This is a genomic window from Tessaracoccus lubricantis (assembly GCF_039544535.1).
Taxonomy (GTDB): domain Bacteria; phylum Actinomycetota; class Actinomycetes; order Propionibacteriales; family Propionibacteriaceae; genus Arachnia; species Arachnia lubricantis.
The window spans coordinates 112,716-137,140 of record NZ_BAABLV010000005.1 but is presented as its reverse complement, the minus strand read 5'-3'; the positions used below and the strand labels follow the sequence as shown (position 1 = coordinate 137,140).

18 protein-coding genes are annotated in these 24,425 nt (G+C 69.7%); 14 read left to right on the top strand and 4 right to left on the bottom strand.

Going from position 1 to position 24,425, the window contains the following annotated elements:
- Positions 1 to 112: 112 nt before the first annotated feature.
- Complete coding sequence (locus ABEA30_RS01415) at positions 113 to 388, top strand: DUF3263 domain-containing protein (RefSeq protein ID WP_345577881.1); 276 nt, start codon at positions 113 to 115, stop codon at positions 386 to 388.
- Here ABEA30_RS01415 and ABEA30_RS01410 read toward each other — a convergent pair.
- Complete coding sequence (locus ABEA30_RS01410; protein ID WP_345577878.1) at positions 352 to 807, bottom strand: hypothetical protein; 456 nt, start codon at positions 805 to 807, stop codon at positions 352 to 354. The genes ABEA30_RS01415 and ABEA30_RS01410 overlap by 37 nt on opposite strands.
- A 212-nt stretch (positions 808 to 1,019) precedes the next feature.
- Between ABEA30_RS01410 and groL the strand changes: the two genes are divergently transcribed.
- The 6 genes from groL (at position 1,020) to pulA (ending at position 15,896) form a co-directional block, all read left to right on the top strand.
- Positions 1,020 to 2,645 (top strand): chaperonin GroEL, encoded by a 1,626-nt coding sequence (groL, locus tag ABEA30_RS01405; protein WP_345577875.1) that lies wholly within the window; start codon positions 1,020 to 1,022, stop codon positions 2,643 to 2,645.
- Positions 2,646 to 2,910: 265 nt separating this feature from the next.
- Positions 2,911 to 4,389: a DUF3375 domain-containing protein gene (locus ABEA30_RS01400; protein ID WP_345577873.1), complete on the top strand. Its 1,479-nt coding sequence runs from the start codon at positions 2,911 to 2,913 to the stop codon at positions 4,387 to 4,389.
- Entirely contained in the window at positions 4,367 to 4,999 is a 633-nt protein-coding gene (locus ABEA30_RS01395; protein ID WP_345577872.1) for a DUF4194 domain-containing protein, read from the top strand. Before ABEA30_RS01400 ends, ABEA30_RS01395 begins: the two co-directional genes overlap by 23 nt.
- Complete coding sequence (locus ABEA30_RS01390; RefSeq protein WP_345577869.1) at positions 4,996 to 8,331, top strand: ATP-binding protein; 3,336 nt, start codon at positions 4,996 to 4,998, stop codon at positions 8,329 to 8,331. The genes ABEA30_RS01395 and ABEA30_RS01390 overlap by 4 nt, the downstream gene beginning before the upstream one ends.
- Positions 8,328 to 9,509 (top strand): Wadjet anti-phage system protein JetD domain-containing protein, encoded by a 1,182-nt coding sequence (locus ABEA30_RS01385; protein WP_345577866.1) that lies wholly within the window; start codon positions 8,328 to 8,330, stop codon positions 9,507 to 9,509. Before ABEA30_RS01390 ends, ABEA30_RS01385 begins: the two co-directional genes overlap by 4 nt.
- 81 nt (positions 9,510 to 9,590) lie before the next feature.
- Positions 9,591 to 15,896 carry a pullulanase-type alpha-1,6-glucosidase gene (gene pulA / locus ABEA30_RS01380; protein ID WP_345577863.1) on the top strand — a complete coding sequence of 2,102 codons (6,306 nt, stop codon included), beginning with the start codon at positions 9,591 to 9,593 and terminating at the stop codon, positions 15,894 to 15,896.
- Positions 15,897 to 15,950: 54 nt separating this feature from the next.
- Here the strand turns inward: pulA and ABEA30_RS01375 are convergent, their stop codons facing one another.
- Positions 15,951 to 16,481, bottom strand: coding sequence for a GNAT family N-acetyltransferase (locus ABEA30_RS01375; protein WP_345577860.1), 531 nt, complete (start codon positions 16,479 to 16,481; stop codon positions 15,951 to 15,953).
- 48 nt (positions 16,482 to 16,529) lie between these two features.
- Between ABEA30_RS01375 and ABEA30_RS01370 the strand changes: the two genes are divergently transcribed.
- Together ABEA30_RS01370 and ABEA30_RS01365 are read left to right on the top strand one after the other, a co-directional pair.
- On the top strand, positions 16,530 to 17,237 hold the full coding sequence (locus ABEA30_RS01370; RefSeq protein ID WP_345577857.1) for a copper homeostasis protein CutC: 708 nt from the start codon (positions 16,530 to 16,532) through the stop codon (positions 17,235 to 17,237).
- Positions 17,218 to 17,748, top strand: a complete 531-nt coding sequence (locus ABEA30_RS01365) for an NUDIX hydrolase (RefSeq protein WP_345577854.1) — start codon at positions 17,218 to 17,220, stop codon at positions 17,746 to 17,748. Before ABEA30_RS01370 ends, ABEA30_RS01365 begins: the two co-directional genes overlap by 20 nt.
- Positions 17,749 to 17,751: 3 nt before the next feature.
- Here the strand turns inward: ABEA30_RS01365 and ABEA30_RS01360 are convergent, their stop codons facing one another.
- Positions 17,752 to 18,516, bottom strand: coding sequence for a hypothetical protein (locus ABEA30_RS01360; protein WP_345577852.1), 765 nt, complete (start codon positions 18,514 to 18,516; stop codon positions 17,752 to 17,754).
- Between the two features lie 198 nt (positions 18,517 to 18,714).
- On the opposite strand from ABEA30_RS01360, the gene nagB reads away from it, so the two are divergent.
- The 3 genes from nagB to ABEA30_RS01345 all read left to right on the top strand — a co-directional run bounded on the left by nagB (position 18,715) and on the right by ABEA30_RS01345 (position 20,752).
- Positions 18,715 to 19,500 carry a glucosamine-6-phosphate deaminase gene (gene nagB, locus ABEA30_RS01355; protein WP_345577849.1) on the top strand — a complete coding sequence of 262 codons (786 nt, stop codon included), beginning with the start codon at positions 18,715 to 18,717 and terminating at the stop codon, positions 19,498 to 19,500.
- Between the two features lie 92 nt (positions 19,501 to 19,592).
- Entirely contained in the window at positions 19,593 to 19,976 is a 384-nt protein-coding gene (locus ABEA30_RS01350) for a cold-shock protein (protein WP_345577846.1), read from the top strand.
- A complete protein-coding gene (locus ABEA30_RS01345; protein WP_345577843.1) occupies positions 19,976 to 20,752 on the top strand; it encodes a DUF3027 domain-containing protein in 777 nt (258 codons plus the stop codon). Before ABEA30_RS01350 ends, ABEA30_RS01345 begins: the two co-directional genes overlap by 1 nt.
- Positions 20,753 to 20,800: 48 nt before the next feature.
- Here ABEA30_RS01345 and ABEA30_RS01340 read toward each other — a convergent pair whose 3' ends face one another.
- Positions 20,801 to 21,322: a lipoprotein LpqH gene (locus ABEA30_RS01340; protein WP_345577840.1), complete on the bottom strand. Its 522-nt coding sequence runs from the start codon at positions 21,320 to 21,322 to the stop codon at positions 20,801 to 20,803.
- Between the two features lie 129 nt (positions 21,323 to 21,451).
- Between ABEA30_RS01340 and ABEA30_RS01335 the strand changes: the two genes are divergently transcribed.
- Together ABEA30_RS01335 and ABEA30_RS01330 are read left to right on the top strand one after the other, a co-directional pair.
- On the top strand, positions 21,452 to 22,996 hold the full coding sequence (locus ABEA30_RS01335) for an NCS2 family permease (protein ID WP_345577837.1): 1,545 nt from the start codon (positions 21,452 to 21,454) through the stop codon (positions 22,994 to 22,996).
- Between the two features lie 70 nt (positions 22,997 to 23,066).
- The gene (locus ABEA30_RS01330) at positions 23,067 to 24,425 is read left to right on the top strand and encodes an alpha-L-fucosidase (protein WP_345577834.1); all 1,359 of its coding nucleotides are present in this window, start codon (positions 23,067 to 23,069) and stop codon (positions 24,423 to 24,425) included.

Here is a 24,425-nt window from a genome sequence, read left to right as displayed (position 1 = left end):
ATCGGCTCCTAGAGCTTGAGGAAGTAGGCATCGTTGACTCTACCCTTGGACTACCCACACAGTTGTAGCAGCTGAATGACATGCATGTCGTTTCCGGGTTAGACTGGCGGACATGTCCGAGGCCCCCACTACGCACCTGCAGGTCGACCTGACCGAGCGCGAAGCCGCCATCCTCGACTTCGAGGACAGCTGGTTCACTTCCGCGGTGCCCAAGGAACAGGCCATCATGGAGCGCTTCTCGCTGTCGTCGGCCCGCTACTACCAGCAGCTCAACGCCCTCATCGACACGCAGCAGGCCCTCGCGTACCGTCCCCTGCTGGTCAAACGACTGCGTCGCATGCGCAGCCAGCGTCAGGCGGCCCGGTCGGCCCGCCGCCTCCACGCCTGACTGATCGGACGCTTCGTCCCCACCGCGTAACCACCCTTCAGCAGGTCCGCCTGCACCTCGAAGTGGTTGGCCGTCGCACGGTCACCCGAGCGGAACATCGACCAGCCCGCGGCCAGCGCGTAGAGCGGGATGAACGGCAGCCCCAGGCAGTAGGCGTACTGCCAGGCGTGCGCCTCCTCGTGCGCCATGAGGTCCGGCACCCGGCGCTCGACCTCCTCGATTGTGCGGCCGGGCACCAGCACGACGTCGCCGACTGTCATGGCGCTGGCGTTGATGAACGACAGCCGCACGTTCTCGAAGACCAGCAGGTGCCCCCGTCGACGGAGGCGGCCCCGGCCGGCGACGCCCAGCACCAGGCCAAGTACCGACGACAGGTTGACGGCGTTGGCGACATTGCGGATGAGCCGTGACGTGTCCATGCCCGGACTCTAGCCCTGCGAAGTGTCGACGAGGCTTTGCACTCGTTTGGGGAGAGTGCTAATAATGGGGTTGGCACTCTCAAGTGTTGAGTGCTACCGAATTGCGGTGAGGCTCGTCAGAGCCGTCCGTCGCGGGCACCAGCGGTTCAACCAGACATTTGAAGACACCCGGGGCTTAGCCGCCCCATCGACGGGAGGACTCCCGAAACACCATGGCAAAGCTGATTGAATTCAATGAGAACGCTCGCCGCGGCCTTGAGCGCGGCATGAACACCCTTGCGGACGCAGTGAAGGTGACGCTCGGCCCCAAGGGTCGCAACGTCGTCCTGGAGAAGAAGTGGGGCGCCCCCACGATCACCAACGACGGCGTGTCCATCGCCAAGGAGATCGAGCTCGAGGATCCCTACGAGCGCATCGGCGCAGAGCTCGTCAAGGAGGTCGCCAAGAAGACCGACGACGTCGCGGGCGACGGCACCACCACCGCCACCGTGCTGGCCCAGGCAATGGTCCGCGAGGGCCTGCGCAACGTGTCGGCCGGCGCCAACCCGGTCAGCCTGAAGAAGGGCATCGAGACCGCGGTCGCCGCCATCGTCGAGAAGCTCGGCGAGCTGGCCATCGACGTCGAGACCAAGGACCAGATCGCCGCCACCGCGTCGATCTCGGCCGCTGACACCACCGTCGGCGAGATCATCGCCGAGGCGATGGACAAGGTCGGCAAGGAAGGCGTCATCACCGTCGAGGAGTCGAACACCTTCGGCCTCGACCTCGAGATGACCGAGGGCATGCGCTTCGACAAGGGCTACATCTCGCCCTACTTCGTCACCGACGCCGAGCGCATGGAAGCCACGCTCGACGACCCCTACATCCTGCTGGCCAACTCGAAGATCTCGTCGCTGAAGGACCTCCTCCCGGTGCTGGAGAAGGTCATGCAGTCGGGCAAGCCGCTGCTGGTCATCGCCGAGGACGTCGAGGGTGAGGCCCTCGCCGGCCTGATCGTCAACAAGATCCGCGGCACCTTCAAGTCGATCGCCGTCAAGGCCCCCGGCTTCGGCGACCGCCGCAAGGCCATGCTGACCGACATCGCCATCCTCACCGGCGCCCAGGTCATCTCCGAGGAGGTCGGCCTGTCGCTCGACACCGTCTCGCTCGACCTGCTCGGCCAGGCCCGCTCCGTGCTGGTCACCAAGGACGAGTGCACGATCATCGAGGGCGCCGGCGACTCCGACCAGATCGAGGGCCGCGTCGCCCAGATCCGTCGCGAGATCGAGAACTCCGACTCCGAGTACGACCGTGAGAAGCTCCAGGAGCGTCTCGCCAAGCTGGCCGGCGGCGTCGCCGTCGTCAAGGTCGGCGCGGCCACCGAGGTGGAGCTCAAGGAGCGCAAGCACCGCATCGAGGACGCCGTCCGCAACGCGAAGGCCGCCGTCGAGGAGGGCATCGTGCCCGGCGGTGGCGTCGCGCTGCTGCAGGCCTCGAAGCTCGCTTCCGTCGAGGGCCTCACGGGCGACGAGGCGGTCGGCGCGCAGATCGTGTTCGCCGCTGCTTCCGCCCCGCTGAAGCAGATCGCCCAGAACGCCGGCCTCGAGGGCGGCGTCGTGGCGGAGAAGGTCGGCTCGCTGCCGGCGGGTGAGGGCCTCAACGCCGCCACCGGCCAGTACGAGGACATGGTCGCCGCCGGCATCATCGACCCGGCCAAGGTCACCCGCTCGGCGCTGCAGAACGCCGCGTCGATCGCCGCGCTGTTCCTCACCACCGAGGCAGTCATCGCGGACAAGCCGGAGAAGGCCCCCGCGGGCGCTCCCGGCATGGACGAGATGGGCGGCATGGGCGGCTTCTGATCCGCTGAACGCTGGTTGAGCCGGTCATCTGCGACGAAGGAGCAGCGTGACCGTGTCGAAACCGCCACCAGGTGCCCAGCACCTGGACGCCGAAGGGCGGTCCCGAGAGGGGCCGCCCTTCGGCGTTTACGGGTTGTGGGTCGCCAACAACTGACAGCCGCAGTGCCACCGGTCCACATGTGCGGCCGCTCAGCGCCCCCTGGATGCCTTGAGTAGGCAGCGACTATAGGCTGGGGAGGTCGGGCGCGAACGGCAAGGGGATGACGTGGTCAGTGCGGCGAGCGGGGCCTTCACCGCCCAACGGGCGGCGGAGACTGCCGGACTGCGCCTGCTGCGAGCCGATCTCATGCCTGTGCTGGTCGCCATCCTCGGCAACCGCTTCGAGGACCAACGCATCATCCCATACGCCGAGTTCGTGCTGATGGTCGCTGACGACCTCGACGAACTCCGCGCCACCGGCGTCAACGCGCCCCGCGCGGCACAGGAGTACGTCACCGACTGGGTGCGCGACGGCTACCTCGTGCGGCGTCCGACGGCAGCGCGGGAGGAGACCGTCGAGGTCTCGCGCTCCGCAGCAGAGGCGGTGCGGTTCGTCCTGGGCGTGGAGCAGCCCCAATCGACGGTGACCTCGTCCCGGCTCAGCAACGTGGCCGGTTTGTTGGGCGAGCTTGCCCGCGATTCGGATCCCAACCCGGAACGTCATCTGGAGGCGCTCAAGGCGCAGCGCGAGCAACTGGACGATGAGATCAGCCGTGCGGAAGCGGGCGAGTACGTGCCACTGTCCGACGCGGCGGCACGTGAGCGGCTTGCGGAGATCTTCCGGTTGGCCAGCGAGGTGCCCGGGGACTTCGCGCAGGTGGCGGACGACCTTGAAACCCTGAACCGAGAATTGCGCGAACAGATCGTCAGCCACGACGGCGCACGCTCCGGCGTCCTGGGTGAGATCTTCGACGGCGTGGACGTCATCGAAGGATCCGAGGCGGGCCGCACCTTCGGGGCCTTCCATGAACTGCTGCTGGACCCGGTGTTGTCTGACCGGTTCAACACAGCCGTCGATGCTGTGCTGGAGAGGGGCTTCACCAGTGAGGTGCCAGCCCCGGATGCCGCGTTCCTGCGCCGCTTTCTCGTCTTGCTGCAGCGCGAGAGTGCCCATGTGCGGCAGCGGCTCACGGACTTCTCGCGCAGCCTTCGCCGCTTCGTCGAAACCCAGGAGTACCGCGAGCACAAGCGGCTGGCAGAGGCGTTGAGCTTGGCGGACCATGCGGCCCTGGCAGCGTTGAAGAAGGTCCATCCCACCACCGAGATCGGCCGCGATCTGGACCTCTCCTCCATCGCCATCTCCTCCATCGGGGCGTGGCGGCTGCACAACCCGGCTGATCTGCGCCCGGAGATCGACGTCATCGAACATGACACCTTGGAACTCGACCTCAACGTGCTGCGACGAATGGTGCGGATGACAGAGATCGACTTTGCGGAGTTGGAGGCAAACATCGCCGATACGGTGGCGGACCAGCCCGGCGCAACCGTCGGGGACGTGTTGGGCCGATTCCCGGCGTCGCAGGGCCTTGCGTCGGTGGTGGGCCTGCTGCTGCTGGCCACCCAACACGGGGTGCGGGCCAGCGGCCAGGAGACGTGGCGCTGGGCCTCTGTGTCGGGTGCCAGCAGGACTGTCAGTGCCCCGCGCTACGTTTTCCTCACCGTTCCTGCCGAGTGGAGTGCCCATGTCGCTACAACCCGCACCTAAGCGGGCAGATGAGGTCGACGAGTTCGACGACGACCTCTCCGAACCCGCGGCAGACACCGGTGAGCTCGACCCGGGTACCCGGCGCGTACTGCTGCGGCTGCTGCGCGGCCCATACCTCACGGCGGAGGACCACACCAAGCTGTGGGGAGCCTTGGTACGCAACGAGCAGCTGGTGCGGTCCCGGCTGGCGGATCTGTACCTCGAACTGGTGGTGGACCTGGCCTCAGGCGTCGCCTTCGTACGCAACCTCGCCGTGGAGGACGCCCCCAAGGTGGTACGTTCCCACCCCCTGACGGTCCTGGACACCGTGTTGGTCCTGTTCCTGCGCCGCACCCTGCTGGCGGGGCAGGGCTCCAGCGCCCGCACGTTCGTCGGCCGCGACGAAATCGAGGACCAACTACGCGGTTTCCAGGCCCTGGATTCCACCAACAAGAAGGGCTTCGATGACCGCATCCAGGCCGCCATCCGCAAGATGGAGAACAACTCCGTGCTTCTGTCTGTGACGGGCACGGATGACCGGTGGGAGATCTCGCCGGTGTTGGCCTTGGTGTTCGGGGCCGACGAGGTGGCGGCCGTCACCGCAGACCTGGAGAGGTTGGCTGGCCCATGAGGCAACACCGGTTGAGCCGGGTACAGGTGGTGAACTGGGGCACTTTCGACGGGGCCTGGAGCTTCACCGTGCCGTGGAAGGGTCTCCTCATGACCGGCCCGTCGGGCGCGGGCAAGTCCTCCCTGCTCGACGCCATGGCGGCCGTGCTGGTTCGCCCCGTCAAGCTGCGGTTCAACGCTGCGGCGCAGGGCACCGACACCGGTGACCGGGACCGTAGCACCCTCACCTACGTGCGCGGTGCCCACAAGCGGGAGACGGACGAGGCCACAGGCGAGGTTGGCACTGCCTACCTTCGGCGCGGGGCCGCGTGGAGCGGCATCGGTCTCACCTTCACGGATGAACGGGGCGCCGACGCCACCCTGCTGCGCCTGTTCCACATCCGTTCCGGGTCCACGGAGTCCTCAGACCTGAAGACCATGTACGTTTTCGCGCCCGAGGCCGTCGACGTGCTGGCGCTGAAGCCCTACGTCGAGACCGGCATCGAGAATCGCCGGGTGAAGGCAGCCTTCCCCGCCTGGGACGTCTACAGCTCGGACGCCTACACAGGCTTCGCGGCCAAGTTCCGCCGCCATCTGGGCATGGGCACGGAGCAGGCGCAGGTGCTGCTGCACAAGACCCAGTCCGCCAAGAACCTCACCAACCTGGACACCCTGTTCCGCGAGTTCATGCTGGACCAACCTGAGACGTTCAAGCTGGCCGACGAGACCGTCGAACAGTTCGGGGAGTTGAGTCAGGCCCACGCCACAGTCGTCGACGCCCGCAAGCAGGTCGATGCGCTCACCCCGCTGCGCGCCCAGTCAGAGAAGTTGACGGAGCTCCGCAGTGCGCGCGACGTGCTGGAGTTGGAGGAGCGCCACCTCGACACGTGGCTCCGTGGCCGGGAACTCGCCGCGGCACGGGAGGATGAGGGGCGACTGGCGCCCATGGTCGCCCGGTTGGCCAACGAGTTGCTGGCGGCCGAACGCGCCGCTGAAGCCGCAGAGGCCCGTCGCCAGCAGGCCCAGCGAGCGGTGGACGGCTCGGGCGGCGCACAGCTCGGCACCCTCGAACAGTTGCGCTCGATGCTCGAACGAGACCGGGCCAGCCTCGATGCGCACGCCGAGCAACTTCGCGTGGCCGCAGGGCAACTGGGCCTGGCGTTTCCTTCAGACTCGGCCACCGTCGAGAGCTTCCTGGCAGACCTTGCCCGGCTGGGCACCGAGGACGACGCGAAGCAGGCCCAGATCTCGCAGGCTCGCTACGAGGCAATGGCGGAGAGCACCCGCTCCCGAGACGAGGCCGCGAGGCTGACGCGCGAGCTGGCTGCGCTGCGCCAGCACCGGTCCAACATCGACGCGAAGCTGCTTGTGGTCCGCGACAAGCTGGCCGGGCAACTCGGCGTGGACCCGGCCCGGCTACCGTTCGTTGGCGAACTGGTCCAAGTGCGCGAGGCACAGGCGGGCTGGACGGGCGCCATCGAGCGCGTGTTGGGATCCTTCGCCCGTACCTTGGTGGTGCCGGAGCAGCACTACCTCGCAGCGGCGGAATTCATCGACGCGGATTTCCTGGGTACCCGCCTGGTATACCAGAAGGTCGCGCGCGTGCCGGAGGGGCCCACGCTGCCGGAGGCTGGCGGCTCCTTGCTGGCCAAGCTGGAACTTGCGGAGACGCCCCACAGGGCGTGGCTCGCCGAGCGGCTGACCGCGCGGTTCGATTACGCCTGCGTGGAATCGACGGCGGAGTTCCGCGGGCTTGCGCGTGCGGTGACGCGGCGCGGCCAAGTCAAGCATTCCGCAGAGCTGCATGAGAAGGACGACCGTCGCCGGGTCGACGATCGTTCTCGCTGGGTGCTGGGATTCACCACGGAGGCCAAGGAGGCGGAACTGGAGCGTCGGCTGGCCGAGGTTGCCGCTGCGGGCGAGCGGCACGGGCAGCTCCTGGACGAGCTGGATGCCGCGTGGAAGGCGCTTGGCCAGCGCCGCCGCAGAGCGGAGCAGTTCGAACGCTTCACCTGGAGGGACGTGGATCCGCAGCCGCTGGTGGATCGGCTGGCGGACGTGGACCGGCAACTCGACGAGCTGCGCTCCGAACACCACGACCTCCGCCGGCTCGAGGCAGAGCTGGGCGACGCGCAACGGGTGCTGGCTGCGGCAAGCGGGCTACGCGATGACTTGGCCGTCGAACACGGCAAGCGCGGCGATGAGTTGGCCGCCCTCATGGAGTCCATCGAACACCTCGTGGCTGCCATCGAGGCCGCGCCGGTGGTGCCGCCGGAGGCCGACGATGCGCTCGCCACCCTCGCGCAGGAGCTGCACGTGCCGGAACAGCGGCTGGAGGTGGCGCTGCGCGGAGCGTTCCGGGCCCGCTCGGACCATCTGATGACGCAGACGGGCCGGGCATCCGCCGCCGCGGTCCGTGCCATGGGCGCCTATCGGCGGGACTGGCCTGGACAGGCGGCGGACTGGGCAGACACGGTGGAGTACCTGCCCGAGTACCTGACGCGGCTGGACCAACTGGAGTCAGACGGCCTGCCGTCGTTCGAGGACAGGTTCTTCACGCTGCTGCAGAACCAGGCCCGCAACAACATCAGCCAACTCCACATGCAGATCCGCGAGGCCTCGCGGGAGATCCGCAGCCGGGTGGGCGAGGTCAACAAGTCGCTGCTGATGACGGAGTTCGCGCCGAATGAGTACCTGCAGATCGAGGTGATCAGTCGCTCATTGCCGGATGTCGCGGCGTTCCTGGCCACGCTGAATGAGATCACGTCCGGCTCGGTGATGGATGCGGTCTCGATGGCCAGCACGGCAGAACGCATGGAGGCCGAGGTCCGGTTCCGGCAGATGCGGGCCCTGCTTGAGCGGCTCAGCTCGGAAGACCCGGCGGACAAGGCCTGGCGCCACCGGTGCTTGGACACCCGCCAGCACGTGCAGTTCCGCGCCAAGGTGCAGGATCCCGACGGATCCCAGGTGGACGTATTCACCGGCTCCGGTGGGCGCTCCGGTGGCGAGCGGCAGAAGCTCGTCACATTCTGTCTGGCAGCGGCGCTGCGATTCCAGCTCGCGCCGCCGGGGCAGTTGAAGCCCACGTACGCCTTGGTGGTGATCGACGAGGCGTTCGACAAGGCGGACCACTCGTTCACCCAGGCCGGGCTCGAGGTGTTCCGCTCCTTTGGGTTTCAACTGCTCCTGGCCACCCCCATGAAGATGCTCCAGACCATCGAGGACCACGTGGGTGGCGTCGTGATGGTGGCGAACCAGCCGGGGCGCGGATCGACGCTGCAGGAGTTGCCGTTCGACACGAGCAGGCCAACCATCGAAGTTGGGCCGGAGGTCGAGCAGGGGGTGTTGCTGTGAGGACGGTGGCGGACCTCCGCGCCTGGGCCACCCGGCAGTGGGACAGGAATTGGCGGGAGTGGGCCTCCACGCCCGAGACGGCCGGGCCGCCGTCTTGGCCGCTGCAGCCGCCGACGCAGCGCGAGCTCGCCGCCGATCCGGACGCGGTGGCGCTGGCGGTTGGGCAGTGGCGCCAGTTGGAGGGGGAGGACGGCGTCACCCTCGAGTGGGTGGAACGGACGCTGCCGTCGTTCGGAAGGCAGCGACTACCGAGCCGGGCACACCTCAGTGGCCCGGCCGTCGCGCGGCTCGTGGGGGAATCCGAGGCATGGGAGCGAGCGACGGGTGCGTTGGCGCACCTCCGTCATGCGTGGCCGGTGCTGGAGCAGCATCCGGCGGCGACCGGGGCCGTCAAGCCGCTGGCCACCCTGCCGGAGGAGGACCTGATGCGGCTCATGGCCGTGTTGGGATGGTTGGAGGCGAACCCGGAAACGGTTCGCTGGGAGCGCGAACTGCCGGTGCCCGGCGTCGACACCAAGTGGGTCGAACGGCACCGCGCCCTGGTGGGGGAGTTGGCCCACGCCATCACCGGGAGGTCGAGGGGGCTGCGCCGGATCGGGGCACGATTCACGGTGCAGCTGCCGCCGGAGGCCGAAGGCCTGCGGCAGTTTTCCGTCGACCTGGAGGGCCTGCGTACGCTTGACCTCCGGGCACAGCGGGTGCTGATCGTCGAAAACGTGGTCTCGCTGCTGACGCTGCCCGAGCTACCGGGAACGGTCGCCATCCACGGCATGGGGTTCGCCGCCCCCACGTTGGCGAGCGTAGCGTGGGTCGCCGCGGCCGAGCAGCGGTACTGGGGAGACCTGGACACCTATGGGTTCCAGATCCTCGGCAGACTCCGGGCCGCGCTGCCGGATGTGCGGTCCGTCCTGATGGACGTGGCGACCTTCACCGCGCATCGCGAACTGGCCGTGGCCGAGCCCGTCCCGTTCCGCGGCGGGATCGGATACCTGACCGCTGAGGAGCACCGCGCCCTGGCGGTGCTGCGCGTCGGGGACCTGCGGTTGGAGCAGGAACGGCTGCCAGCTGAGACCATCCGCCAGGCGCTCGTGGAGGACGCGTGTCGCGCCGTGACCCCATCCAATTGCTCACGGAGCGACCACGCCGAGCCAGGACCCCGACGGCGAACACACACCTGAGGGGGGTTGTCGGCGACCCCGGTTGCATGTGATGATGTGCCTACTTGAACGTTCAAAACGTCCATGACGAAGGAGTCACAGATGTCGCGTCCGTCCTCTGCCCGATGGTTGTCGGGCCTCGCCACCACTGCCATGCTCGCGACGGCGGGCGTGGTCACGGCGGTCACCCCGCCGTCGCCCGCCACTGCGGCCACCACGGCCGTCACGTTCGTGGGCAGCCTCCAGAGCGAGCTCGGCTGCCCGGGCGACTGGCAGCCCGAGTGCGCCACCACCGGCCTCACCGATGCCGACGGCGACGGGCTCTGGACGGGCACGTTCACCGTCCCGGCGGGGGAGTGGGCCTTCAAGATCGCCATCAACAACACCTGGGACGAGTCCTACGGCCTCAACGGAGGCGACTACCCCCTGCGCCTGGCCGTCGACACCGAGGTGGAGGTGAGCTTCGAGGACCGCACCAACAAGGTGACGCTCGCCGTCGCCGACCTGCCGGGCGGCTACCAGGCCTCCGACGACGCGCTCGCCGCCGCCCCCTTCCGCGACCCGGGGGCGGGCAACACCTTCTACTTCGTGATGACCGACCGGTTCGACAACGGCGACCCGGCCAACGACGCCTGCATCGCCACCGGCCACGCGGGCGCCGACGGCGTGCTGCCGGTCGACTGCACCGGCACCGACCGCCTCGTCACGGGCTTCGACCCCACCGACAAGGCGTTCTTCAACGGCGGCGACATCCAGGGCCTGCGTGACCGGCTCGACTACATCGACGGCCTCGGCATGAGCGCGATCTGGCTCACGCCGTCGTTCGTCAACCGCCCGGTGCAGGGCACCGGCGACAACGCCTCGGCCGGCTACCACGGCTACTGGATCACCGACTTCACCCAGATCGACCCGCACCTCGGCACCAACGCCGAGCTGGCCGCCTTCATCGACGAGGCGCACGCCAAGGGCATCAAGGTGTACTTCGACATCATCGCCAACCACACCGCCGACGTCATCCACTACGCAGGCCTCGAGGGCACCAACCCGCCCTACGTCACCAAGGCGGCCAGCCCGTACAAGGACATCAACGGCGCCGAGTTCGACCCGGCCGCCTACGCCCCGGGCACGCAGGCGATGCCGCTGATGCATCCCGACACGCGCTCGTTCCCGTACGACCCCGAGGTGCCCGCCGGCATGGAGGACGTCAAGTACCCCGCGTGGCTCAACGACCCGACGCTGTACCACAACCGCGGCTTCGACCCCGCGTGGCCGGCCGGCGAGGCGGCCCGCTACATGGACTTCGGCGACCTCGACGACCTCATGACCGAGAACCAGATCGTGGTCGACGGGATGATCGACATCTACCAGGCGTGGACCGACCTCGGCATCGACGGCTTCCGCATCGACACCGCCAAGCACGTCGACTTCGTGTTCTGGCAGGAGTTCACCGCCGCCATCGAGGCGCACGCCCAGGACGACTTCTTCATGTTCGGCGAGGTCTACGACGCCGACGCACGGCTGCTGTCGCCGTACGTGCGCAACACCGACATGAACTCGGTGCTCGACTTCGCCTACCAGTCCAGCGCCCTGGGCTACGCCAAGGGCTTCACCGCCCAGGGCCTGTCCGGGCTGTTCGCCGCCGACGACTACTACACGACGGCGGGCTCCTCGTCGTCGAGCCTCCCGACGTTCCTCGGCAACCACGACATGGGCCGCATCGGCCACCTCCTCGGCGACACCGCAGACCGCCAGCAGCGTGCCGAGCTGGCGCACGAGCTGATGTTCCTGACCCGCGGCCAGCCGGTCGTCTACTACGGCGACGAGCAGGGCTTCGTCGGCGACGGCGGCGACAAGGACGCACGCGAGTCGATGTTCGCCTCGCAGGTGCCGAGCTACCTCGACAACGAACTGGTCGACGGCTCACCCGCCGGCACCGGCCCCCACTTCGACACCAACGGGCTGCTCTACGCCGACATCGCCGCCCTCAGCGCCCTGCGGCTGGCCCACCCCGCGCTCGCGACGGGGGCACAGGTGGAGTTGTACGCCGAATCGGGCCCGGGCGTCTACGCGTTCTCCCGCGTCGAGCGCACCGAGAAGGTCGAGTACCTGGTGGCCGTCAACAACGCCACCACCGCCCAGACGGTCGACCTCACGCCGCTCTCGGCCGGCTCCTTCTCCCCGCTCCACGGCACCACCACCGCCGTCCAGGCCGTCGACGGCGTGCTGACCGTCACAGTGCCGGCCCTCAGCGCCGTCGTCTACAGGGCCGACGGCACCGTCGCGCCCGCCGGCGAGGCCCAGGCCATCACCGTCAGTTCCGGCGTGCCGGCCGACGGCCTGACGCCCGTCACGGCCGACGTCGCCGACAGCCGTTGGGCCGAGACGTCGTTCGCGTACCGCGTGCACGGCAGCGCCGACTACACCCCGCTCGGCACCGCCGAGACGGACCAGCCCCGCGTGTTCGCCGACTTCGGCGCACTCGTGGCGGGCACGGTCGTCGAGGTGCGCGCGGTGAGCACCGACGCCAGCGGCGCCCGCGTCGCCGCGTCCGCCACCGTCGTGGTGGGCACCGACCTCGGCGCCCCGGTGCCCGAGGCCAGCCCCATCGACTGGACCACGGCCGTCACCGTCCCCGGCAACCACAACTCCGCGATGGGCTGCACGGGCGACTGGCAGCCGAACTGTGAGCAGGCGCTGCTGACGCTCGACGAGGCCAGCGGCCTCTACGTCGGGACCTTCACGCTGCCTGCGGGCAGCTACGAGTACAAGGTCGCGGTCGGTGGCAGCTGGGACGTGAACTACGGGCAGGGCGGCGTGCCCAACGGCGCCAACTCGCCCTACACCCTGACGGAGACCACCGAGGTCACGTTCTTCTACGACCCGGTCAGCCACCTGTTCTTCAACACCGCGCAGAGCCCCATCGTCACGCTGCCCGGCAGCTACACCAGCGAGATCGGCTGCCCGGGCGACTGGCAGCCCGAGTGCCTTGCCACGCTGATGTTCCCCAACGGCGACGGCACCTACTCGTTCTCCACCACCGCCATCCCGGCCGGCAGCTGGGAGGTCAAGGTGGCCCACGGCATGTCGTGGACGGAGAACTACGGCGTCGGCGGCAACCGCGACGGCGCGAACTACACGTTCACCACCGCCGCGAACAAGCTCGTCGCGTTCACCTACGACATCGACACGCACCTGCTCGAGATCTCGGTCGAGGACCCGCCACTGGCCGGCACCGGCCAGCTGCTCGGCCACTGGATCGACCAGCGGACCATCGCCTGGCCGGCGAACCTCGCGCCCGGCGACCGCAGCACCCGCACGTGGGAACTCTGGACCGACGCCGACGGTGGGCTCGCCCTCGTCGACGGCGCCGTGACCAGCACCGCCGGTGTCGCGCCCGCCAAGCTCGGCGACCTCACGCTCGACACCGCGGGCCTCACGCAGGCGCAGCTCGAGGGCCGCCGCCACCTGACGGGCTTCCTGGCCCTGACGCTCGACGCCGACCGCGCCGCCGTCGAGGCTGCCCTCAAGGGCGACCTCGTGGTGGTGCAGCGCAACGCCGACGGCGTGGCCGAGGTGTTCACCGGCCTGCAGGTCCCGGGCGTGCTCGACGACCTGTACGCCGCCGCCGCCCGCACCGGCGACCTCGGCGTGACGTTCACGGCGGGAGCGCCGTCGCTGCGGCTGTGGGCTCCCACCGCCACCGACGTCGACCTGCTGCTGTTCGCCGACTCCACCGGCTCGGGCGAGCCCACCCGCATCCCGATGGCGCGCCAGGGCGACGGCACCTGGGCCGTCACGGGCCAGGTGGCCTGGCGGAACCGTGCGTACCTGTACGACGTCGGCGTGTTCGTGCCGACGACCGACGCGCTGGAGCGCAACGTCGTGACGGACCCGTACTCGGTGGGGCTGACGCTCAACTCCACGCACTCGGTGCTCGTCGACCTCGACGACCCGGCGTGGGCGCCGGAGGTCTGGACGGCGAACGAGGCGCCCGTCATCGACCAGTTCGTCGACCGCACCATCTACGAGCTCCACATCCGGGACTTCTCCATCAGCGACGAGACCGTGCCGGAGGAGCTCCGCGGCACGTACGAGGCGTTCGCGTTGGAGGATTCCGACGGCGTGGCGGCCCTCACCGAACTGGCCGAGGCCGGCATGAACACCGTCCACCTCCTGCCCAGCTTCGACATCGCCACCATCGAGGAGGACCGCAGCCTGCAGGCTGCGCCCGTCATCCCCGACGCCGGCCCGGCCTCGACCGAACAGCAGGCCGCCGTCACCGCCGTCGGCGACCAGGACGCGTTCAACTGGGGCTACGACCCGTACCACTACTCGACGCCGGAGGGTTCCTACGCGTCCGACGCCAACCAGAACGGCGGCAAGCGCACGTCCGCGTTCCGCGAGATGGTGGGCGGCCTGCACCGCATGGGGCTGCAGGTGGTGCTCGACGAGGTCTACAACCACACCGCACAGTCCGGGCAGTCGGACAAGTCGGTGCTCGACAAGGTGGTGCCGGGGTACTACCACCGGCTCAGCCTGACCGGCGCCGTCGAGACCTCCACCTGCTGCCAGAACGTGGCCACCGAGCACGCGATGGCCGAGCAGCTGATGGTGGACTCCGTGGTCACCTGGGCGCGCGACTACGGCGTCGACGGTTTCCGCTTCGACCTCATGGGGCACCACTCCCGGGCCAACATGGAGGCCGTGCGCGCCGCGCTCGACGAGCTCACCGTCGAGGCCGATGGTGTCGACGGCGCGGGCATGTACCTGTACGGCGAGGGCTGGAACTTCGGTGAGGTGGCCAACAACGCCCGGTTCGTCCAGGCGACGCAGGGCCAGCTCGACGGCACCCACATCGGTGCCTTCAACGACCGGCTGCGCGACGCCGTGCACGGCGGCGGCCCGTTCGACGGGAACAAGTCGGAGTTCCAGGGCTTCGGCACCGGGCTCTACACCGACCCCAACGGCGTGAGCACCCGCACCGCCGACGAGCAGAGGGCCGACCTGTTGCACCGCCAGGACCTCATCCGGCTGGGCATGGCCGGCAACCTGGCCGACTACTCGTTCGAGACGTCGGCCGGCACGGTCCAGAAGGGCAGCGAACTCGACTACAACGGCGCTCCCGCCGGGTACGCCACGCAGCCGGACGAGTCGGTCAACTACGTCGACGCGCACGACAACGAGACGCTGTTCGACCTGGGCGTGTGGAAGCTGCCCGCGGATTCGACGATGGACACGCGCGTGCGGATGAACACGCTGTCGCTGGCCACCGTCGCGTTGGGGCAGTCGCCGTCGTTCTGGCACGGCGGCACCGACCTGCTGCGCTCGAAGTCGATGGACCGGGATTCCTACAACTCCGGTGACCACTTCAACGCGCTGGACTGGTCGATGCAGTCGAACAACTTCGGAGTCGGCCTGCCGCCGGCGGAGAAGAATGCGGAGAAGTGGGACGCGATGCGGCCGCTGCTCGAGGACCCGGCCAACCTGCCGTCGCCTGACGACATCGCCACCTCGCGAGCCCGCGCGCTCGAGTTGCTGAGGCTGCGCTCCACCTACCCGCTGCTGACGCTGGGCTCGGCCGAGGCGATCTCGGAGAAGGTGTCGTTCCCCAACGCGGGCGCCGGCCAGACGCCCGGCCTCATCCTGATGCGCATCGACGACACGGTCGGCGCGGACGTGGACGCCGAGGTCGACGGACTCCTGGTGGCGTTCAACGCGACGCCGGAGGCGATCACCGAACAGGTCGACGGCATGGCCGGCGTGGACCTGGCGCTCTCGCCGGTCCTCACCGACGGCCCCGACGCCGACCCGGTGCTGGCGGGGACGAACTGGGTGGCGAGCAGCGGCACGCTGACGATCCCGGCCCGGTCCGCCGTCGTCCTGGTGGCCGAGCAGGAGCAGGGGCCCACCAAGCCGACGCCGCCGGTCACCGCGCCGCCCACGACGAAGCCCCCGGTCACGCCGCCCGGCCCGCCGGCCTTCGTCCGGACCGCGCCGTACACGCTGCCCGGCCTGCACCTGGGCCTGGGTGGCCGCGACTGGAACACCACCTGTGAGAAGTACTCACAGACCGAGCGGTGCCGCACCGAGATCTGGGCCACCGTCGTGGTGCTGGAGGACGGGAAGTACGTGCGCAGGACCGGTTGGGCGTTCAACAACCTCACGTACCTGCCGTTCATGACCCGCGAGGCCTGGAAGGGCAACCCGCTGGCGGTGACGAACGAGTGGACGGCCACGGACGGCCGCAAGTGGCGCACCGAGTGCGACACCGCGGCCACCGGCCGCGGCGGCTGCCGCTCCTACGCGTGGGTGACCGTGCACCGGGCGGTGCCCGCCGAGAAGGGCGGCGGGTACCTCGTCAGCCAGGGCAACGAGTGGGTGTTCAACAACATCGTGATGTTCCGCTGACTCGCAGCGGGGTCCTGAGCCAGCCGCAGGCGGCTGGCTCAGGAAACGGGCGGGTCAGCGCGCCATCGAGCGCAGCATGCGGTGCATCGCGACGCCGCCCCAGCTGTCGCCGGCGGCGAACTGCTCGTCCAGGTCCGCGAAACCCCGTCGGCTGTAGAACCGACGCGCCCTCTCGTTGCCGTCGATCAGCCACAGGTACATGGGGCGGCCGTCGTCGACATTGCTGAGCAGGGCGTCGGCCAGGCCGGTGCCGTGGAAGTCGCGTGAGACGTACAGGCGATCGAGTTGGCGGTTGGCGGGCGACGGCGTGAACCCGCCGTCGACCTCCCAGCCCAGCGGCGCGTCGACGATGGAGGCGATGCCCACGATCTCGTCGCCCACCTTCGCCACCAGCGCCCGGCTGGAGCCGGGGTGGGCGAAGCGCTCGGCGAGCTCCGGCACCCAGGCGTCGCGGTAGCTGCGCTGGCGCTCGGCGAAGTCTGCCGGCACGAGGCCGGTGTACGTCGCCGCCTGCTGGGTGACGAGGAAGTCGAACCAGCCGTCAGCGTCCTCGGGTCTCGGCGTGGTCAACACGGGTACGGGCACGCGGCCATGTTATCGCTAACACGGTTCGGGAACTGGCAGGCTGGGCACATGAGCTTGCTGGAGGTCATCGCACTGCACGCCGCAGACGCCGAGCGCGCGGAGGCCGGGGGTGCCGACCGCCTCGAACTGGTCGGCACCATGGACGACGACGGGCTGTCGCCGGAGCCCAGGGTCGTGGACAAGGTGCGCCGCGCCACCACCATCCACCTGCGGCCCATGGTCCGGCTGCGCGCCGGGTTCGGCACCGACGGGGGCGAGGTCACCCGCCTCAAGGGGCTGATCGCCGCGTACCGCGACGCGGGCGCCGACGGCGTGGTGCTGGGCTTCCTCAACGGCGCCAACCGGGTGGACCTCGAGGTGCTCACCGAGCTGGTGGGCGACGGGTCGCTGCCCTGGACGTTCCACCGCGCCATCGACCACTGCCTCGACGCCGACCGCGCCTGGCGCGACGTGCGCACGCTTCCCGGGCTCAGCCAGGTGCTGACCGCCGGCTCGGTGCGCGGCGTGGACCAGGGCCTCGACGACCTCCTGCGCCGCGCGAAGGCCGACGACGGGGTGGCGCGGCTCATCATGGCCGGGGGAGGGCTGAAGCCGGAGCACGTGCCGTGGCTGGTCCGCGCGGGCGTCCGGGCGTTCCACATCGGTTCGCCGGCGCGCCCGGGCGGCTCGTTCAAGGCCTATGTCGACGCCGAACTGGTCGAGAGTTGGCGCGACCTCCTCGACACCGAGGTGGCGCATGCCCGCAAGCCCCACTGAGCGGCGCGTCAACCGTCGGCGCGGCGCGCGCGTGATCGTGCTCTCGACGATGCCCGGCGCCCCGCCCGCCACGTTCGTGCTCCTGCAGGGGGACACCGACCCCGGCATCCCCGGCTCGCGCTTCTGGCAGACGCCCGGCGGCGGGATCGACGAGGGCGAGTCGCCCCGGCAGGCGGCCGCCCGCGAGTTGTACGAGGAGACCGGCCTCGCCGTCGAGGAGGCGGCACTGGGCGAGCCCGTCGCCACGCGCACCGTCACGCACGGCTACTCCGACCGCGTCCTCATCCAGCACGAGACCTACTACCGCCTCCGGGTGGAGCGGTTCGAGCCGGTGCACGCCGCGCTCAGCGAGGCGGAGTCGCGGCGGAGGGTCGAGACGCGCTGGTGGCCGCTCGACGACCTGCCCCCCGACGTATGGCCGGCCCAGTTGCCGGCGCTCGCGGAGCACGACGGTGCGCCGCTCGACCTTGGCGAGGTGGAGGAGTCGACCGTCCCGGCCGGCGACGTGTGAGGCTCAGCGGGGCTTGAGGGAGAACACCAGGAAGCCGAGGCAGCAGGCCAGGGACATCGTCGCCCACAGGGCCGTGAACGGGAACGGCTGACCGTCGAGCATCCACTGCACCAGCAGTCCGGCCGCGCCGACGCTGGTGGCCATGTACCCCAGCGCCTTGGTGAGCGGCTTGGTGCGCAGGCCGATGATGCCGGCGGCCAGCAGCATGAAGGCCGACGTGCTGCCGACCACGAAGCCCACGAAGCACAGGCCCGCCGCGACGCGCGCCAGCACCCGGTGGCTGTCCGTCACGGGGACGGGGGTGCCGGCGGAACCGCTGTACGGGACCATCACCGGCGGCGGTGGCGCCCACGCGCCCTCCGGCCCACGGGCCGGCGACGGCGGCGGGAAGTGGCCGGAGGCCCCGGGAGGCGGGGGGAGCGGGTCGCCGGTGGGTGGCGGCGGTGAGGTGTCCAGGGCCGACTGCACCGTCGTCGGGAACGGGGTGCGCGGATTGCGGGGGCCGTGGGCGCCGTCGGGGCCGGCCGTCAGCAGCGAACTGGCGACGGTGAACGCGTCCTTCGGGTCTCGAGCGCTGGCCGGCTTGTCGCCGATGAGGTGGAGCGGCTGCTGCGGCGGCATGGGGCCGAACCCGGTGGGGTGTGCCAGCGGGCCGGGCGTCTCCGGGCGGTAGGGCTCACCGGCTGGAAGGGGCTCCGTCACGGGCGTGGCGAAACCCTCGGGCCTCTCCACTGGCGCGTAGGCCGCGCCGTCCTTCCATGTCGCCATGTGCCCATCGTAATCGGCCGAGCGGCGCGGCCCCCTTGTCCGAACCAGCGGGCCATGTCCTGATCGGACCGCGCGCACGGTTCGTGTCCACTTAGCCGGAAAAGTGAGCATGAAATGCGCGAATGGCGCTCGCCCGCATAGGCTGACCCGATATAGCGCTCTCAGTGCGCGTTTGAGTCACGAAGGTTCGGTTAAGCCATGGAAGTAATCATCGTCGGGAACGCCGACCAGGTCGGTCAGGTCGCCGCAGACAAGGTGATCGAGAATCTGGAGGGCGTCGCCACGCCCGTGCTCGGCCTGGCGACCGGCAGCTCGCCGCTGTCGCTCTACGCGGAGCTCTCGCGCCGCGCCAAGGAAGGCATCGTCGACTTCTCCCACGGCCTGGGCTTCGCGCTCGACGAGTACGTCGGCATCGACCCGGCCCACCCGGAGAGCTACCGCAACGTGATCCACCGCACCGTCGTCGAGCCGCTCGGCATGGACCCCGACCGCGTGCGCGTCCCCAACGGCTTCGCCGAGGACCTCCAGGCCGCCGCAGACGAGTACGACGACGCCATCGAGGCCGCCGGCGGCGTCGACGTGCAGATCCTGGGCATCGGCTCCAACGGCCACATCGGCTTCAACGAGCCGTTCTCCTCGTTCTCGTCGCGCACCCGCGTCGAGATCCTCACCACGCAGACCCGTGAGGACAACGCCCGCTTCTTCAACTCCATCGACGAGGTGCCCACCCACTGCATGACGCAGGGCCTGGGCACCATCATGGACTCGCGCGTCGCCGTGCTCGTCGCCACCGGGGAACACAAGGCCGACGCCGTCGCCGCCATGGTCGAGGGCCCCGTCGCCAACGTGATGCCCGCCTCGATCCTCCAGTTCCACCCGAACTGCATCGTGATCGTCGACGAGGCCGCCGCCTCGAAGCTCCAGTACGCCGAGCAGTTCAAGGCGCAGTACGCGCTCAAGCAGCAGCTCACCGGCCGGGCCTGACCCGGACCGCCACCGTCGCCGCTTGGGCACCCGTCTGCCCGAGCGGATAGACTGTGCCGTCACTGGGTCTATCTGTAGTAAGTGAGGGCGAAGTGCCAACCGGTAAAGTGCGATTCTTCGACGCTGAGAAGGGCTTTGGGTTCATCACCAAAGACGGCGGCGGCGATGTCTACGTGCGCTCCAACGCGCTACCCGACGGGGTGACGTCCCTGAAGACGGGGCAGCGCGTCGAATTCGGCGTCATCGAGGGCCGCAAGGGCGAGCAGGCGCTCAGCCTGCGTGTCCTGGAGGCCCCGCCGTCGCTGTCCAAGGCCCAGCGCAAGAACCCCGAACAACTGGCGATCATCGTCGAGGACCTCATCAAGATGCTCGACGGCATCGGCAACGACTACCGTCACCGACGCCATCCCGACAGCCGGCAGGCCTCCAAGGTCGCCGCGCTGCTGCGCCGGGTCGCAGACGAACTGGAGCTGTAATGGCAATCAAGTCCCCGAAGCTCGACACCGTGGCCGCCGAGGCGGTGGACCTCGCCCGCGAGGCCGCCGTCGACGAGGGCGGCGACGACGCGGTCGGCGCACACCTGGGCGTCGTCGCGGAGGAGGGTGACCGCATCGTCACCCACTCCTTCGAATGCCGCCTGCCCGGGTACGCCGACTGGCGCTGGGCCGTCACGCTCGTGCGCGCCTCGCGCGCCCGGGTCGCCACGGTCAACGAGGTGGTGCTGCTGCCGCAGCCCGACGCGTTGCTGGCGCCCGACTGGGTGCCGTGGGAGGACCGCATCGGCCCTGGCGACATCGCGCCGGGCATGCTCATGGCGACTCCCGACAACGACCCCAGGCTCGAGCCGGGCTTCGCCGCGACCGACCTGCCGGCAGACGCCGACCCCTCGGAGTGGGTGCAGCTGCGCACCACCGTCGCAGAACTGGGGCTGGGTCGCCAGCGTGTCCTCAGCCGGTACGGCCGCGACGAGGCAGCCACGCGTTGGCTGCGCGGCGAGGGCGGCCCCGACAACGAGATGACGCGCGAGGCCCCCGCCAACTGCGGCACCTGCGCGTACTTCGTGCCGCTGCGCGGCTCGCTGGGCGTCATCTACGGCGCCTGCTCCAACGAGTACTCGCCGTCCGACGGGCACGTTGTCTCGCTCGACCACGGCTGCGGGGGTCACTCCGACGTGGTGGCCGAGCAGCGGGCGAAGGAACTCCCGGCCCCCGCGTTCGACACCATCAGCATCGACGAGAACCTGTTCGACTGACGGCCCGCCGCGGCCCGGCGGATCGCCGGGCCTGACAACTGCGGGCGATCAGGCGGGGCAGCTCGCCTTGACGACGAAGTTGATCGGGTCCTGGCCTGCGACGTCGGGATCCATCAGGTCGAAGTACGGCCCGCTCCCCGCGACGGTGAACCAGTCGCCGTCCCACGTGATCGTGGCCGAGCCCTGCTCCCGGGTGGTGTCCATGTCGACCAGCTTCCCGTCGTCGAACACGACGCTGGCGCTGATCACCGTCTGCTTGTCTCCCGTGGTGGTGACGGCGACCTTCGCGCCGCCCTCGTTGCTGCCGCTCATCGACCAGTTGTCGTTGACCTGGGTGCACCCCACCTTCGTGATGGCCTCCTCGGTGTCGCCGAGGCGCACGGCGGCGCCGCCCTGGGGGGCCTGAGTGGTGATCTCCGTGGGCACGGCCTCGCCGGGGCCCTGCGCGTTGGCCTGACCGGTGCCCTGACCGACGGGGGAGGGGGCGCCGCCCGCGCCACCGGTGCACCCGGACAGCAGCATGGCCACGACGGCGGGTCCTGCGAGGAGGGACGCCTTCACACGGTTCATGGATCACCCTTTCTGACTCCGGCCAGCTTAGGCCAGGTTGAAAGGGCCACCCGTGGTCGCACGCGGGTTGCGCACGGTTGCCGCGCAGAAACGAGCGTTTCGGGTGCGCGGGACATAGGATGTCGGTCCGTGGTAACGAACTCCCCCAAGGCAGCCAAGCTGCAGCATGAGACCCCGCGCGGCACCGCGTCCGGCCTCGACCGTTTCTTCGAGATCACCAAGCGCCGCTCGTCCGTCGGGCAGGAGATTCGCGGTGGCCTCGTCACGTTCTTCGCGATGGCCTACATCATCGCGCTGAACCCCCTCATCATCGGCACGGCCGCCGACAAGGACGGCAACCTGATCTCGGGCGCGCCGATGTACACCGACGCCGCGCGCACCGTCGTCGACGAGGCCGCCGTCGGCGCCTCCATCGGCATGGTCGCCGCCGCCACCGCACTGGTCGCCGGCCTCCTCACGCTCGCGATGGGCCTCATCGGCCGCTTCCCGATGGGCCTGGCCGCCGGCCTCGGCCTCAACGCGCTCGTGGCCTACGTCCTCGCCCCGCAGATGACCTGGCCGCAGGCCATGGGCCTGGTGGTGTGGGAGGGCATCCTCATCTTCATCCTCGTGCTGACCGGCTTCCGCACGGCCGTGTTCAAGGCCATCCCGAAGACGCTGCGCACCGCCATCTCCGTGGGCATCGGCCTCTTCATCGCGTTCGTCGGCCTCGTCAACGCCGGCGTCGTGCGCAAGGGCGGCGGCACCCCCGTGGAGCTGGGCGTGGGCGGCACGCTGCAGGGTTGGCCCATCGGCGTGTTCTTCTTCGGCATGCTGCTGCTGATCGGCCTGTACGTGCTCAAGGTCAAGGGCGCGATGCTCATCTCCATCGTGAGCGCCACCGTCCTCGGCATCATCATCGAGGCCGTCACCAAGCTCGGCGCGCAGTCGCCCGACGGCAGCAACCCGTTCGGCTGGTCGCTCAACGTGCCCGCGCTGCAGAACTTCACGCTGCCCGACCTCGGCCTGATCGGCCGGATCGACATGTTCGGCGCCTTCTTCCCCGACGGCCAGTTCTCCGTGACGTCCTTCGTGGCGCTGCTGGTGCTGGTCTTCTCGCTGCTGCTGGCGGACTTCTTCGACACCATGGGCACCGTCGTGGCCGTCGGCTCCGAGGGTGGCCTGCTCGACAAGGACGGCATGCCGCCGCGCACCACCGAGATCCTGCTGGTCGACTCCGTCGGCGCCATCGCCGGCGGCCTCGGCTCCGTGTCGTCGAACACCTGCTACGTCGAGTCGACGGCGGGCGTCGGCGAGGGCGCCCGCACCGGCCTGGCCTCCGTCGTGACGGGCCTGGCCTTCATCGCCGCGATCTTCCTCGCGCCGCTGATCAACATGGTGCCCTCCGAGGCGGCCGCCCCGGTGCTGGTGTTCGTGGGCTTCCTGATGATCTCGCAGGTCGTCGACGTCGACTGGACCAAGCCCGAGGTGGGCATCCCCGCGTTCCTCACCATCATCCTGATGCCGTTCGCCTACTCCATCTCCGTGGGCATCGGCGCGGGCATGGTGGCGCACGTGTTCATCAAGGTCGTCAAGGGTGAGGCCAGGAAGGTCCACCCGCTGATGTACGTGGTGGCGGCGCTGTTCGTCATCTACTTCATCCAGGGTGCCCTGATCGGCGTGCTCGCCGGCTGACGCCACCCGATCCTGACGGTGAGGCCGTCCCGCCCCTGCGGCGGGGCGGCCTTCGTCCTAGTGTGGACCCATGCTTCGCTTCGAGACCCGGACCGGACCCGACTTCGGCGCCAACCCGCCCACGTACCCACCGACGGGGGCGGTGCCCGACTGGTACCGCGACGCGAAGCTCGGCTTCTTCGTGCACTGGGGCCTCTACTCGGTGCCGGCGTGGGCCACGGCCCACGGGCCGGGCGGGGTGCCGGTCGAGGACGCCTACGCCCACCACCAGTACGCCGAGTGGTACGGCAACACGGTGCGCATCCCCGGCAGCCCCACCTGGCACCACCACCAGGAGGCCTACGGCACGGGCACCAGCTACGAGGACCTCGCAGACCTCTGGCGTGCCGACGAGTTCGACGCCGACGACCTCGTCGGCCTCCTCGTCGACGCGGGCGCCCGCTACATCATCCCCACCTCCAAGCACCACGAGGGCTTCTGCCTCTGGGGCACCCGCACCACCGGCTTCAACGCCGTGCAGCGCGGCCCCCGTCGAGACCTCATCGCCGAACTGCACGACGCCACGCGGCGTGCCGGCGCCCGCTTCGGCCTCTACTACTCGGGGGCGCTGGACTGGCACGTCTCGGACTTCCCGCCCATCGAATCCGACACCGACCTGTTCCGCTACCGCCGCCACGACGAGCGGTTCTCCCGCTACGCCGCAGCCCAGGTGGACGAACTCGTTGAGCGGTTCGCGCCCGATGTGCTGTGGAACGACATCGAGTGGCCCGACGGCGGCAAGGGCCACGAGGACCACGCCGTCGCCGCGCTGCTGCGGCGCTACCTCGAACGGGTGCCCGACGGCGTCGTCAACGACCGGTGGGGCGTGCCGTACCACGGCTTCCTGACCCGCGAATACATGGCCGTCGACCACACCATCGACGTCCCGTGGGAGGCCACGCGCGGGCTGGGCTTCTCCTACGGCTACAACCAGGCCGAGGGCCACGAGCACACGCTCAGCGGCACCGAACTGATCACGCTGCTGGTGGACGTGGTGGCCAAGAACGGCAACCTGCTGATCAACGTCGGCCCCCGCGCCGACGGCACCATCCCCGAGCTGCAGGCCGCGTCAATGGGCGAACTCGGGCGCTGGCTCAGAAGGTACGGCGAGGCGATCTACGGCACGCGGCCCTGGCTGCGCTTCGGCGACGGGGCCGTTCGCTACACGCAGAAGGCCGGCACGGTCTACGCGTTGCTCGAGCCGTCGTCGGGTGACCTGCACGTCCCGGAGGAGCTCGCCGGAGGGCGACTCCGGTGGCTCGGCGCCGACGGCGAGGTGACCGTCGCGGCAGGCGACAGGGTGTCCGTACCGCACGTGATCAGGGACGAACCGGTGGTCGTGGCCGCCGTGGAAGGTATTTCGGAGCGGGCTGGCCAGCCGTTAGGCTGA